Annotated in this window: 12 protein-coding genes and 1 pseudogene; 7 read left to right on the forward strand and 6 right to left on the reverse strand. The window is 69.7% G+C overall.

The features are described 5' to 3' along the window. The first annotated feature begins 61 nt into the window (after positions 1–61). A complete protein-coding gene (locus tag BST11_RS04265; protein WP_083136746.1) occupies positions 62–862 on the forward strand; it encodes a sensor domain-containing protein in 801 nt (266 codons plus the stop codon). A gap of 28 nt (positions 863–890) precedes the next feature. Here BST11_RS04265 and BST11_RS04270 read toward each other — a convergent pair whose 3' ends face one another. Then, entirely contained in the window at positions 891–2,918 is a 2,028-nt protein-coding gene (locus BST11_RS04270) for a glycoside hydrolase family 15 protein (protein ID WP_083136747.1), read from the reverse strand. A gap of 59 nt (positions 2,919–2,977) precedes the next feature. Next, a pseudogene (locus BST11_RS04275) lies at positions 2,978–4,265 on the reverse strand (FAD-dependent oxidoreductase). A gap of 35 nt (positions 4,266–4,300) precedes the next feature. On the opposite strand from BST11_RS04275, the gene BST11_RS04280 reads away from it, so the two are divergent. The 5 genes from BST11_RS04280 (at position 4,301) to BST11_RS04300 (ending at position 8,663) form a co-directional block, all read left to right on the forward strand. After that, positions 4,301–4,495 carry a hypothetical protein gene (locus BST11_RS04280; protein WP_083136748.1) on the forward strand — a complete coding sequence of 65 codons (195 nt, stop codon included), beginning with the start codon at positions 4,301–4,303 and terminating at the stop codon, positions 4,493–4,495. A gap of 324 nt (positions 4,496–4,819) precedes the next feature. After that, entirely contained in the window at positions 4,820–5,866 is a 1,047-nt protein-coding gene (locus BST11_RS04285) for a sulfate ABC transporter substrate-binding protein (protein WP_083136749.1), read from the forward strand. Beyond that, positions 5,863–6,747, forward strand: a complete 885-nt coding sequence (gene cysT, locus BST11_RS04290) for a sulfate ABC transporter permease subunit CysT (protein WP_083136750.1) — start codon at positions 5,863–5,865, stop codon at positions 6,745–6,747. Before BST11_RS04285 ends, cysT begins: the two co-directional genes overlap by 4 nt. Further along, on the forward strand, positions 6,744–7,556 hold the full coding sequence (gene cysW, locus BST11_RS04295; RefSeq protein ID WP_083136751.1) for a sulfate ABC transporter permease subunit CysW: 813 nt from the start codon (positions 6,744–6,746) through the stop codon (positions 7,554–7,556). The genes cysT and cysW overlap by 4 nt, the downstream gene beginning before the upstream one ends. Before the next feature lie 21 nt (positions 7,557–7,577). Next, positions 7,578–8,663 (forward strand): sulfate/molybdate ABC transporter ATP-binding protein, encoded by a 1,086-nt coding sequence (locus tag BST11_RS04300; protein WP_083136752.1) that lies wholly within the window; start codon positions 7,578–7,580, stop codon positions 8,661–8,663. A gap of 41 nt (positions 8,664–8,704) precedes the next feature. On the opposite strand, the gene BST11_RS04305 is transcribed toward BST11_RS04300, so the two are convergent. The 4 genes from BST11_RS04305 to BST11_RS29200 form a co-directional block, all read right to left on the reverse strand. Beyond that, positions 8,705–9,406, reverse strand: a complete 702-nt coding sequence (locus tag BST11_RS04305) for a sirohydrochlorin chelatase (RefSeq protein WP_083136753.1) — start codon at positions 9,404–9,406, stop codon at positions 8,705–8,707. Further along, on the reverse strand, positions 9,403–10,146 hold the full coding sequence (locus tag BST11_RS04310) for a phosphoadenylyl-sulfate reductase (protein WP_083136754.1): 744 nt from the start codon (positions 10,144–10,146) through the stop codon (positions 9,403–9,405). Before BST11_RS04310 ends, BST11_RS04305 begins: the two co-directional genes overlap by 4 nt. Next, positions 10,143–11,810 (reverse strand): nitrite/sulfite reductase, encoded by a 1,668-nt coding sequence (locus tag BST11_RS04315; RefSeq protein WP_083136755.1) that lies wholly within the window; start codon positions 11,808–11,810, stop codon positions 10,143–10,145. The genes BST11_RS04310 and BST11_RS04315 overlap by 4 nt, the downstream gene beginning before the upstream one ends. A gap of 114 nt (positions 11,811–11,924) precedes the next feature. Beyond that, positions 11,925–12,023 (reverse strand): Ms4527A family Cys-rich leader peptide, encoded by a 99-nt coding sequence (locus tag BST11_RS29200; protein ID WP_372509706.1) that lies wholly within the window; start codon positions 12,021–12,023, stop codon positions 11,925–11,927. 194 nt (positions 12,024–12,217) lie between these two features. Between BST11_RS29200 and hemW the strand changes: the two genes are divergently transcribed. Beyond that, the gene (gene hemW / locus BST11_RS04320; RefSeq protein WP_083136756.1) at positions 12,218–13,390 is read left to right on the forward strand and encodes a radical SAM family heme chaperone HemW; all 1,173 of its coding nucleotides are present in this window, start codon (positions 12,218–12,220) and stop codon (positions 13,388–13,390) included. Position 13,391: the final 1 nt, after the last annotated feature.

Genomic DNA, 13,391 nt, shown 5'->3' on the forward strand with positions numbered 1-13,391 from the left:
CGCGGGGCAAAATTAAACTCACGGTGAACAAAAAGTTAAGCCAAGGGATTGGGTGAGGGTCATGCGGTTGCGCGCGCCGGGCCGGGGAGGCCGCTGGCTTCCCGTGGTGCCGCTTGCGGCGGTGATGCTCGCCGCCGGCTGCGCCGCGCACGTCGGCGGCGCCGCGCAACCGTCCCCGAGCCCCAAGCCGCGCTCGCTCGCCAGGCAGACCGTCAACCACGTGCTCCTGAACGACACGGCGTTGGCGCGAATCGTCAAGCAACCGTTGGACATTGACCCCCGGTTCCCGCCGCGGTTCGGCGGCCCGGAGGAGTTGCAGGACGCCGGGACGGCCCTGCCGGACGGCTGCTTGGGCGTCGCGGCGATGCTGCAGCAGAACGTCTATCCCGCCAGCGACATCGAGCAGGTCGCGGTGGAGACCTGGCGGCACGCCGCCGCGCCGACGGCCGTGACGGGCGTGCGGGAGGCGGCGGTCAGCCTGCCCACGGCCGCGGACGCCGACGCGCTATTCGCGGCGTTTTCGCAGCAATGGCAGGAGTGCGACGGCGCGACGACGTCCTTGCCGGCCGGCGTGTTCCGGCTCAAGGGCACGATCTCCCACGTGCAGGTTTCGCCGTCCGTTCTCGCGGCGACGGTTGCGATCGGGTGGACGACCCCCAAGTCGGAGCCGAATCCGGACCCCGACGGCGTCCGGACCCTGCGCGCCGTCGGGGTGCGCAACAACTGCCTCGTCGAGGTCGAGGTCGACGTGTTCAACCCCTCGAGACCGCCCGGCCACCTTGCGGGCGAATCCCATGCCATCGATCACAGCGCCACCGACATCGCGAGCGCGATGCTGGAAAAGGTCGACGCGCTGATCTGACCGCCGGCCTGTTCGCCGCGGACGCGGCCTACATCGGGGCGTTGGCGGGCTGGAAGCCCCCGGTGCTGTCGGCCTCCTCCTCGGCGCGAATCACGTGGACCACCGCGTTGATCAGCGCCAGGTGGGTGAACGCCTGCGGGAAGTTGCCCAGATGCCGCCCGGTGCGCGGCTCGATCTCCTCGGCGTAGAGGTGCAGCGGGCTGGCGTACGACAGCAGCCGCTCGCACAGCCGCTTGGCGCGGGCCACCTCGCCGATCTCCACCAGCGCGGACACCAGCCAGAACGAGCAGATCGTGAACGTGCCCTCTTCGCCGGACAGCCCGTCGTCGGTCTCCTCGACCCGGTACCGCAGCACCAGCCCTTCCTCGGTGAGTTCGTTGGCGATCGCCAGCACGGTGTTGCGCACCCGCGGGTCGTCCGGCGGCAGGAAGCGCGTCAGCACCACCAGCAGCAGCGAGGCGTCCAGCGCGTCGCTGCCGTAGCGCTGGGTGAACACGCCCCGGGAGTCGACGCCGTTCTTGAGGATGTCGGCCTTGATCTCCTCGGCGATGGCCCGCCACTGCTGGGCGTAGCTTCGTTCGCCCTGGCGCTCGGCGAGCTTGGAGCCCCGGTCCAGCGCCACCCAGCACATCACCTTCGACGACGTGAAGTGCTGCGGCTCCCCGCGCACCTCCCAGATCCCGCGGTCGGGCTCGCGCCAGTGCTTGATCGCCTCTTCCACCTGCTTCTTGAGCACCGGCCACAGGTTCTCCGGGACCTGCTCGCGGGACTTGGCGTGCAGGTAGAACGAGTCCAGGATCGAGCCCCAGATGTCGTGCTGGACTTGGTCGTAGGCGCCGTTGCCGATGCGGACGGGGCGGGCGTGGTCGTAGCCGGAGAGGTGGTGCAGTTCCTCCTCGACCAGGCTGCGCTCGCCGCCGACGCCGTACATCACCTGCAGCGGGTGGCGCTCGTTGCTGTTGGCGCCCGACACGTCGGCGATGAACGCGAAGAAGTCGTCGGCCTCGCGGTCGAGCCCCAGCGTGTAGAGGCCCCACAGGGCGAACGTCGAGTCGCGGATCCACGCGTAGCGGTAGTCCCAGTTGCGCTGGCCCTGGGGCGTTTCCGGCAACGACGTGGTGCTGGCGGCCAGCAGCGCGCCGGTGGGCGAGTACGTCAACCCCTTGAGCGTGAGCGCGCTGCGCTGCAGGTAGGCCCGCCACGGGTGGTCGGGGAAGTTGCCGATGTTGATCCACTGGCGCCAGCACTCCGTGGTTTCCCACATCTTGTCGGCGGCTTCCGCGTAGGTCTGCGGCGCCGGGTGCTTGGTCCAGCTCAGGGCGACGAACACGTCGTCGCCCTCTTTCATCCGGGTGCGGGCGCGCGCTTCGCGGCCCTCCAGGCCGATGCGCAGGTTGGTGGTCAGCCGCAGCGTCGGGTGGGCGTCCGGTTGCCGGGCGGCCCTGGCGATGGCCTCGCCGTAGGCGTTGGCCGAGTATTCCCAGGTGGAGCCCACGCGGTGGTAGTCGAACGCCGGCTCGCAGCTCATCATCAGCTCGACGGTGCCGCTGACGCAGCGCACCGTGCGCAGCAGGATGTGCTCGGCGTCCCAGTCCATCGGCGTGCGGCGGTGCGTCCGCGACCGCCGCTCGATGTCGTGCCACTTGCCCATCACCAGCGCGTCCCGCACGATCAGCCACCCGGTGTGGGTCTGCCACGTGGTCTCCATGATCAGGCTGCCCGGCAGGTAGCGACGCGCCGACGGCACCGAGACCCCGTAGGGGCCCAGCCGGAAATGGCCCGCGCTGCGGTCCAGGATCGCGCCGAACACGCTCGGGGAGTCCGGACGCGGCACGCACAGCCATTCCACGGACCCCGCGGGGGAGATCAGGCACGTCGTCTCCCAGTCCGACAGGAACGCGTAGTCGGCGATCGGCGGAAAGGGGTTCCGCAGCGACCCGCTGGTCGCCAGGGGCGCGGGAGCGTTGAAGTCGATCGGCGACGGCAGCGCCGTCTCGGGGGGCGCGCGGAACGCCTCGTCGGGGGTGCCGTCGGCGGGCTCGGCGTGCAGGACCATGCCGACATCATCGACCGTCGACGCGTCCCGCGTCCATTTTTTGCCCCGGGTGTCGCGCCCTACGCGCGGCGCCTGGCGAACGTCGGCGCGTGTTCGGGAAGCGGCCCGATCGCCACCATGTAGCCGATGAATCGCCGCAGCGCCCGCGTCCGGCTCACCGCGCGGACGGCGCGCGGCGGCGTGGGGTCGGCGTCGCCATCTTTGGAAGCCACCGCGACCGCGATGACGTTGGCGTGGATCGCCCGCTGCGCGGCCTGCAGGATGGCCGTCGGCAGCCAGCGGCGCGCCTGCACCCTGGCCAGCGTGCGGGTGGGGACCCGCCCCCCGCGCAGCGGGCCGGCCAGGATGCGCGCGGCGGCCACCGCGTCGGCGACCGCGAGGTTGATGCCCACCCCGCCGACCGGCGACATGGCGTGGGCCGCGTCCCCGATCAGCAGCGCCCCGTCGGCGTACCAGCGGTCGCAGCCGATTGAGCTGCACGTTAAGCAGTTTAACGTCGTCGAACGACGTCAGCGCGTCCACGCGGTCGGCCAGCCACGGCACCATGCCGACCAGCGCCCCGTGCAACGCCCCGATGCCCCGGGCCCGCAGCTCGGCGTCGCTGCCCTTCGGAATGATGTAGGCGACCTGGTAGTAGTCGCCGCGGTCGATCATGATCGTCGCGTGCCCGGCGCCCAGCACGCCGGCCAGTCCGCCCGGGTCGTCGGGGCGCCGCGGCAGCCGGAACCACCACACGTCCATCGGCGCGCCGAAGCTGCGGGGCGTCAGTCCCAGCGCCGATCGCACCGTCGACGCGCGGCCGTCGCAGGCCACCGTCAGCGGGGCGCGCATCTGCTTGGTCTCGCCGGTCCCGTCGCGGTAGGTGACGCCGACGATCCGTTCGGCGCGGTCACCCCGCTCGCGGATCACCCCGGTCACCTCGGCGTTGCGCAACAACCGGAAGGTGGGTTCGGATTCGGCGGCGGTGGCCACCATCTCGAGGAAGTCCCACTGCGGGACCAGGGCGATGTGCTGATGGGCGCCGGGCAGCCGGGTCAGGTCGAGGCTGACGGGGGCGTTCTGTATCTCCATGTGCACGGCGTCGATCAGACGATGCGGCAGCCGGGCGAACCGCGGCCCCAGGCCGAGCTCGTCCAGCAACCGCAGCGTGCTCGCGTGCACGGTGTCGCCGCGGAAGTCCCGCAGGAAGTCGGCGTGCTTTTCCATCACCGTGACTTCTATCCCGGCGCGGGCGAGCAGCAGGCCCAGGATCATGCCGGCCGGGCCGCCGCCGGCGACCAGGCAGGTCGTTGCCGCCGATTCGGGTGGCGCTGGGGGCGGGGGTGCCACGGGCCGATCTTGGCACATTGGTTTCGGGTGCCGGGACGAATAGGGTGAGCCGGGTGAGCGGGTTCCTGAATTGGTGGGACGGCAACGAGCTGTGGCTTTCGGGCCTGCCCTTCGTACTGCAGGCGCTGATCGTGATGCCCGTCGTCTTGGCGGTGGCCGGCGGCACCGCGGCCCTGCTCGACCGCCTGCTCGGCAAAAGCATCACTTTGATGCGCCGCGCCCGGCACGCGGATGGGGCGCCCGGGTAGCGCGCATGCCTCGGTCACACGTGACGTTGATTCTGGTCGCGCTCGTCGTGCTGGTGATCGTCACGTGGTTGCTGACCCGCTGAGACGATGCCGTCCGGTGGCGGCCCAGCGAATTCCTGTTAGGCTTCGCCCCATGCGCGCGGCATCCGGTGTTTTCGAATGCGTTGTCTTCGTGCACTGTTGTCGCTGACTCCCAACCCCGTGCGCGGTCCGGTGGTCAGTGGTGAATTCTCCTGACGTTGTAGGCGCCTTTCCAGCCTGGTTCGCGGCCACGGGCTACCAGACCCGAAATTCCCGAAACTGAGCTGTAGCGAAAGGCCACCAATGCCCGACGACATCGGCAACGCACCGCGTTGGCGGCGAGCGCGGTGGGCCGGGGCGCTCGCGCTGACGGTCGGGGTCGCCGCCGCGTGCGGGGGCGGCCCCAGCGACGTCGTCGGCGGCGGCGGGCTGGCCAACGCGCACACGAGCATCACCCTCGTCGCCTACTCGGTCCCAGAACCGGGCTGGAGCAAGGTGATTCCCGCGTTCAACGCCTCCGAGGAGGGCAAGGGCGTGCAGGTGATCACCTCCTATGGCGCCTCGGGCGACCAGTCCCGCGGTGTCGTCGACGGTAAGCCCGCCGACGTCGTGAACTTCTCCGTCGAGCCGGACATCGCCCGGTTGGTCAAGGCCGGCAAGGTTTCCAAGGACTGGAACACCGACGCCACCAAGGGAGTCCCGTTCGGATCGGTCGTCACGCTGGTGGTGCGCAAGGGCAATCCGAAGAACATCAAGGACTGGGACGACCTGTTGCGGCCGGGCGTCGAGGTGGTCACTCCCAGCCCGCTGAGTTCGGGGTCGGCGAAGTGGAATCTGCTCGCCCCGTACGCGGTCAAGAGCCAGGGCGGGAACAACAGTCAGGCCGGCGTCGACTTCATCGCGAAGCTCGTGAGCGAACACGTCAAACTGCGCCCCGGGTCGGGCCGGGAGGCCACCGATGTCTTCGTCCAGGGCAGCGGCGACGTGTTGATCAGCTACGAGAACGAGGCCATCGCCACCGAGCGGGCCGGCAAACCCGTCGAGCACGTGAACCCGCCGCAGACCTTCAAGATCGAGAACCCGGTGGCGGTGGTGACCACCAGTGCGCACCTGGACGCCGCCGTCGCGTTCAAGAACTTTCAGTACACCGCGGCGGCGCAGAAGGTGTGGGCGCAGACCGGCTTCCGGCCCGTCGACCCGGCGGTGGCCGCCGATTTCCGCGCCCAATACCCCGTGCCCGTCAAACTGTGGACGATCGCCGACCTCGGCGGTTGGGGCACAACGGATCCGCAGCTGTTCGACAAGACCAACGGCAGCATCACCAAGATCTACACGCAGGCCACCGGATGACCGAAACGGTTACCCCCGACCCGGAAGCGATTCGGCCCGAGCTCGACACCGACACCCGCGACGCGCTTGCCGGTCCATGGCGGACGCGCGGACCGGGCGGCACCTCGCTGCGGCTCGGCGTCGCGACGCTGTGGCTTTCGGTGATCGTGCTGCTGCCGCTGGCCGCCATCGCGTGGCAGGCGGCGGCCGGCGGCTGGCACGCCTTCTGGCTCGCGGTCACCTCCAACGCCGCCCTGGAGTCGTTCCGGGTGACGCTGACCATCTCCGCCGGGGTCACCGTCCTCAACCTGGTGTTCGGCCTGCTCATCGCCTGGGTGCTGGTGCGCGACGACTTCGTCGGCAAACGCCTCGTCGACGCGATCATCGACCTGCCGTTCGCGCTGCCGACCATCGTGGCCAGCCTGGTGATGCTGGCCCTGTACGGCAGCAACAGCCCGGTCGGCCTGCACCTGCAGCACACCGCGTGGGGTGTCGCGGTGGCGCTGGCCTTCGTCACCCTGCCCTTCGTGGTGCGCGCCGTCCAGCCGGTGCTGCTGGAAATCGATCGCGAGACCGAGGAGGCGGCGGCGTCGCTGGGCGCCAACGGCCCGAAGATCTTCACCTCGGTCGTGCTGCCGTCGCTCATGCCCGCGTTGTTATCCGGTGCGGGGCTGGCGTTTTCGCGGGCGATCGGCGAGTTCGGTTCGGTGGTGCTGATCGGCGGCGCCGTCCCGGGCAAGACCGAGGTGTCATCGCAGTGGATCCGGACGCTGATCGAGAACGACGACCGCACCGGTGCCGCCGCGATATCGATTGTGCTGCTGGCTATTTCATTCGTTGTGCTGCTGATCCTGCGGATCGTGGGTGGGCGCGCCGCCAAACGCGTGGAGCTGGCCGCATGACGTCGTCTCGCCGCGTTCGCTACCTGCTGCGGTTCACCGCGCTCGCCTACATCTTTGCGCTGCTGGTCGTCCCGGTGGCGCTGATTCTGTGGCGCACGTTCCGGCCGGGGCTCGGGCAGTTCTTCGGCTGGGTCAGCACCCCGGCCGCGGTATCGGCGCTGAACCTCTCGCTGCTGGTGGTGGCCATCGTGGTGCCGCTCAACGTGGTCTTCGGCATCCCCACCGCTCTGGTGTTGGCGCGCAACCGTTTTCGCGGCAAAGGCGTGCTGCAGGCGATCATCGACCTGCCGTTCGCGGTCTCCCCGGTCATCGTGGGTGTTGCCCTGGTGCTGCTGTGGGGATCGGCCGGCGCGCTGGGTTTTGTCGAAAGGGACCTGGGGCTCAAGGTCATCTTCGGGCTGCCCGGGATCGTGCTGGCCAGCATCTTCGTCACCCTGCCGTTCGTGGTGCGCGAGGTGGAGCCGGTGCTGCACGAGCTCGGCACCGACCAGGAGGAGGCGGCCGCCACCCTCGGTTCGGGCTGGTGGCAGACGTTTTGGCGGATCACCCTGCCGTCCATCCGGTGGGGGTTGACCTACGGCATCGTGCTGACCGTCGCGCGTACCCTCGGCGAATACGGCGCGGTGATCATCGTGTCGTCCAACCTTCCGGGGAAATCGCAGACGCTGACGTTGCTTGTGTCGGACCGGTACAACCGAGGGGCCGAGTACGGCGCCTATGCGCTGTCGACCCTGCTGATGGGGGTCGCCGTCTTGGTCCTGATCTTCCAGGTAATTCTCGACGCCCGCCGGGCACGAGCGACAAAATAGGCCCGGCAAGGAGATTTGTGGATGACCGATAACGCAACCCCACGCGGCGACGTCGCGATCATCGTGCGCGACGCCTACAAACACTACGGCGACTTCGTCGCGCTCGACCATGTGGACTTCGTCGTACCGAAGGGGTCGCTGACCGCGCTGCTGGGCCCCAGCGGGTCGGGCAAGTCAACGCTGCTGCGGGCCATCGCCGGCCTCGACCAGCCCGACAGCGGCACCATCACGATCAACGGTCGCGACGTGACCGGGGTGCCCCCGCAGCGCCGCGGCATCGGGTTCGTGTTCCAGCACTACGCGGCGTTCAAGCACCTGACCGTCCGCGACAACGTGGCGTACGGCTTGAAGATCCGCAAGCGGTCCAAGGCGGAGATCAAGGAGAAGGTCGACAACCTGCTGGAAGTGGTGGGGCTGAGCGGCTTTCACACCCGTTATCCCAACCAGCTGTCCGGCGGCCAACGCCAGCGGATGGCGCTGGCCCGCGCGCTGGCCGTCGACCCGGAGGTGCTGCTGCTCGACGAGCCGTTCGGCGCGCTGGACGCCAAGGTCCGCGAGGACCTGCGGGCGTGGCTGCGGCGCCTGCACGACGAGGTGCACGTCACCACGGTGCTGGTCACCCACGACCAGGCGGAGGCCCTCGACGTCGCCGACCGGATCGCCGTGCTGAACAAGGGCCGGATCGAACAGGTCGGTTCCCCGACCGAGGTGTACGACGCCCCGACGAGCGCGTTCGTCATGTCGTTTTTGGGTGCGGTGTCCGAGCTCAACGGCGCGCTGGTGCGCCCGCACGACATCCGCGTCGGCCGCAGGCCCGACATGGCCATCGCCGGCGGGGACGGCACCGCCGAGTCCATCGGCGTCGTGCGCGCCACCGTCGACCGGGTGGTCGCCCTGGGGTTCGAGGTCCGCGTCGAATTGACCAACGCGGCCACCGGGGGCCCGTTCACCGCGCAGATCACCCGCGGTGACGCCGAGGCGCTGGCGCTGCGCGACGGCGACACCGTCTACGTGCGGGCCACCCGGGTGCCGCCCATCCCCAGTGACATCGTCGTTCCCCGCGCCGGTGAGGCCGGCGCGGCGCCGACACCGACCGCAGCGCGCTGACGTCCGCGGGAGCGATGAAAGGCAGCCGGCCTGACTGACGCTCAGGCCGCGACGCGCTCGGCCAGCGCCCGATCGAAGCGATCCAGCACCGTCTCGGCCACCAGTGCATGCGAGCCCAGTGGCGGCGCCATCGCGAGGCCGGCGTCGTCGGCGAAACGCTGCACCCGGTCGGGCAGCCGGCCCGGCGCCAGGAACCACGGCGCCACGACCACCCGGCGGGCGCCGCGGCGGCGGAGCGCGTCGGCGGCCTCGGCGAGCGAGGGTTCCGGGCGCGTCACCAACGCCGTCGTCGCCGACCATCGCGTGCCCGCCAACAGCTTCGGCGCGATCCGCGCGGTGCGCGCGTTGGCCGTCGCGTCGGACGACCCGATCGCCGCCACCAGCACGCCGACCCGGTCGTCGAGCCGGGAAACGCCCAATTCCGTTACGCGCCGGCGCAACAGCGAGACCAGCCGCGGATCCTCGCCGAGCACGTCGGCCTGGCGCACATCCGCGAAACCTGCGATCTGGCCGGGGATGTCGATGCGCGCGTGATACGCATCGGACAGCAGCAGGGGCGTGACGATGGCCGGATCGGAAAGCTCGCTGAGCACGTCGGCCAGGCTGGGCGTGTTCAGCTCGCAAAAGGCCAGCCGCACGTCCAGGCCGGGACGCATGCGCGCGACCCGGTGAGCGACGGCGCTCGCATTGGCCGCCGACCGTGGATCCTTGCTGCCGTGCGCGGTCAGCACGAGGGTGCTCACGACGCGTGCAACCCGCATTCCGTCTTGGACAGCCCCTGCCAGCGCCCGCTGCGCGGGTCGGCGCCCTCGGCCGGTTTGGCCGTGCAGGGAGCGCAGCCGATCGACGGATAGCCGTCGTAGACAAGCGGGTTGACCAGGACGTCGTGCTCGTCGATGTAGTTCTGCATGTCGTCGTCGGTCCACATGGCCAGCGGGTTGACCTTCACCAGCTTGTAGCCCTCGTCGAAGCTGATCAGCGGAGCATTGGCGCGGGTCGGCGCGTCGCTTCGGCGCAGCCCCGTCACCCACGCCGAGTAGCCGCGCAACGCCTTGCCCAGCGGCTCGACCTTCCGCAACCGGCAGCACTCGCTCGGGTCGCGGGCGAACAGGTCCCTGCCCATGAGCCGGTCCTGCTCGGCCACGGTGTGCTCGGGCGTGACGTTGACCACCCGGATGTCGTAGACGGACTCGACCGCGTCCCGGGTGCCGATGGTCTCCACGAAGTGGTAACCGGTGTCGAGGAACATCACCGGCACGCCCGGGCGCACCTTGGCCGCCAGGTCGATGAGCACCGCCTCCTGCATGCTCGACGCGACGACGTAGTTGCATGTCGCCCAGCCGCGCGGCCCGTTGACGCCGCCGAAGTTCTCGTCGGTCCAGCGCAGCAAATCCGTGGCGCTGGCGCCCCGCAGCTCCGCGGCGCCGCGGGCCGCCAACTCCCGCAGCTCGCCCTCCGTCGGGCTCGTCGCTTCCCCCCTCATCGCAGGTCGCCCTCCTCGGCGCGAACCACCCACTGCGCGAACCGTTCACCGTGGTCGCGATGCTTGACGAAGTTGCGTACCACCCGCTCGATGTAGTCGCCCAGCTCGTCGCTGGTGACCTTGTGCTGCCGCAGTTTTCGGCCGAAGCCGCTGTCGAGCCCGAGGCTGCCGCCCAGGTGCACCTGGAAGCCCTCGACCGAGCCGCCGTGGCCGTCGTCGACCATCTGACCCTTGAGCCCGATGTCGGCGACCTGTATTCGCGCACACGAGTTCGGGCACCCGTTGATGTTCACCGTGACCGGCACGTCCAGCAGGGCGTTGATGTCCTCGAGTCGGCGCTCCAGCTCGGGCACCAAATCCTGTGCTCGACCGCGGGTTTCGGCGAACGACAGCTTGCAGTATTCGATCCCGGTGCACGCCATGAGGTTTCGGCGCCAATGCGACGGGCGGGACTGCAGTCCCAGCGCCTCCACACCCGCGATCAGCTCGTCGAGCTGGTCGTCGGGCACGTCGAGGATGATGAGTTTCTGGTAGGGGGTGAACCGGATCCGGTTCGAACCGGCCCGCTCGGCCAGGTCGGCCACCGTCGACAAGATGGTGCCGGAGACCCGCCCGGCGATCGGGGCGACCCCGACGGCATTCAGGCCGTTCTTCAGCCGCTGCACCCCGACGTGATCGATCGGATGCTTGACCGGTTCGGGGGCCGGGCCGTCGATCAACGGACGCTTCAGGTACTCGGTTTCGAGGACTTCCCTGAATCTCTCGATGCCCCAGTCCTTGATCAAAAACTTCAGCCGCGCCTTGGACCGCAGCCGCCGGTAGCCGTAGTCGCGGAAGATCGACGTCACCGCCGCCCACACTTCGGGCACCTCGTCGAGCGGAACCCAGGCGCCGACGCGCTGCGCGAGCATCGGGTTGGTGGACAGGCCGCCGCCCACCCACAGGTCCAGGCCGGGGCCGTGCTCGGGGTGGTCGACGCCGATGAACGCGATGTCGTTGATCTCGTGCGCGACGTCCTGCAGCCCGGAGATGGCGGTCTTGTACTTGCGCGGCAGGTCGGCGAAGTCCGGCTTGCCGATGTAGCGGCGCACGATCTCCTGGAGGGCCCAGGTGGGGTCGATCACCTCGTCGAGCGACTCGCCGGCCAGCGGCGAGCCCAGGATCACGCGGGGGCAGTCGCCGCACGCCTCGGCGGTCTGCAGGCCGACCTCGTCGAGCCGCCGCCAGATCTCGGGGACGTTGCGCACGTCGATCCAGTGCATCTGGAGGTTCTGCCGGTCGGAGATGTCGGCGGTGTCGCGGCCGAATTCGGTCGAGATCTGGCCCACGGTCCGCAGCGCGGCCGTCGACAGCGCGCCGCCGTCGCAGCGCACGCGCATCATGAAGTACTTGGCTTCGAGCAGGTCGGCGTTCTCGTCGCCGGTGAACGACCCGTCGTAGCCTTGCTCGCGCTGGGTGTAGAGGCCCCACCAGCGGAAGCGCCCGCGCAGGTCAGCCTTGTCGATGCTGTCGAATCCGCCCTTGGCATAGACGTTTTCGATGCGCTCCCGCACGTCGAGCGGGGCGCCGGCCTGTTTCATCTCTTCGTTGGGGTTCAGCGCCTCGCGATGTCCCAATGCCCACTGGCCCTCGTTGCGGGGCTTTGCGGGAGGGGCTGTTGTCATTCCGGGCTTCTCCTTCACGGACTTCAAGGGCGTCAGACAGCGCAACTCACCGTTTTATTCCGGCGGCGCAGATCCGGCAGCCAGCTGGAGGTTCAGTGGGGCGGGTCTACGAGATCAAGGCAGACAGCAACAGCTGCAGACACGCTTGAGATCGATGTGCCGCCGAGCCACGAGGGCAATGCGCAGGCTGAGGTTGGCGGTCACGGGAGCCATTGTGCCATGGACCGTGACCCGGATTGCGAGCAGGTCATATTTTTTCTCACGCTGACCCAAACTACGGCGCAACCCTGGGCGCCCGGGCAAACGGAGCGGGGAACTCGCTGGGAAGCCGTTTGCGGGGCCGTGCCCGGATTATGCCGTTGACCTGCCGTTATACGAGCACTACCGCCGCCGTGGGAGTATTTGGCATGCCACTTCGCGAGGCCCCGGCCGAGCTGCCCGCCCTACAGCCGAGCCCCGGGCGGCCGTTCGGGCTCTACGTGCACGTGCCGTTCTGCATCACCCGCTGCGGCTATTGCGACTTCAACACCTACACCCCGGCGGAATTGGGCGGGGTCAACCCCGACGCCTGGCTGGCGGCGCTGGGCAGGGAGCTGGAGGTGGCGGCCGCGCGGCTGGGCGGACCGACGGTCGACACGGTCTTCGTCGGTGGCGGAACGCCGTCGCTGCTGGGCGGCCAGCGCGTGGCCAAGCTGCTGGGCATGGTGCGCGACCAGTTCGCCCTGGCACCCGACGCCGAGGTCACCACCGAGGCCAACCCCGAGTCCGCCTGGCCGGACTTCTTCGCCGCGATTCGTGACGCGGGTTACACGCGGGTGTCGCTGGGCATGCAGTCGGTGTCGCCGCGGGTGCTGGGGGTCCTCGACCGGATTCACACGCCCAACCGCTCGGCCGACGCGGCCCGCGAGGCACTGGCGGCCGGCTTCGAGCACGTCAGCCTGGATCTGATCTATGGAACGCCGGGGGAGTCCGACGACGATTTGCTGCGCTCGGTCGACACGGCGGTCGAGACCGGGGTAGACCACGTGTCGGCCTACGCCCTGGTCGTCGAGGAGGGGACCGCGCTGGCCCGGCGCGTCCGGCGCGGGGAGCTGGCCGCCCCCGACGACGACGTGCTGGCGCACCGCTACGAACTGGCCGACGCGCGGCTGGCCGCGGCCGGGCTGACCTGGTACGAGGTGTCCAATTGGTGCCGGCCGCGCGGCGAGTGCCGGCACAACCTCGGCTACTGGGACGGCGGCGAGTGGTGGGGCGCGGGTCCGGGCGCCCACGGATACGTCGGGGCGACGCGTTGGTGGAATGTCAAGCACCCCAACGCCTATGCGGCCTCGCTGGCCAACGGCGCGCTGCCGGTATCGGGCTTCGAGCGGCTCGACGCCGACGCCCTGCACACCGAGGAAGTCCTACTGAAAATCCGGCTGCGCCAAGGGCTTTCGCTCGACCGGCTGGGACACGCCGAACGGCAACGGGCCGAGACGGTGGTGGCCGACGGGCTGCTGTCGCCGGAGGGCGACCGGTTGGTGCTCACCCCGCGCGGCCGGCTGCTGGCCGACGCGGTGGTGCGGACCCTGCTCGGCTAGG

It is taken from the genome of Mycobacterium alsense (assembly GCF_002086635.1).
Taxonomy (GTDB): Bacteria; Actinomycetota; Actinomycetes; order Mycobacteriales; family Mycobacteriaceae; genus Mycobacterium; species Mycobacterium alsense.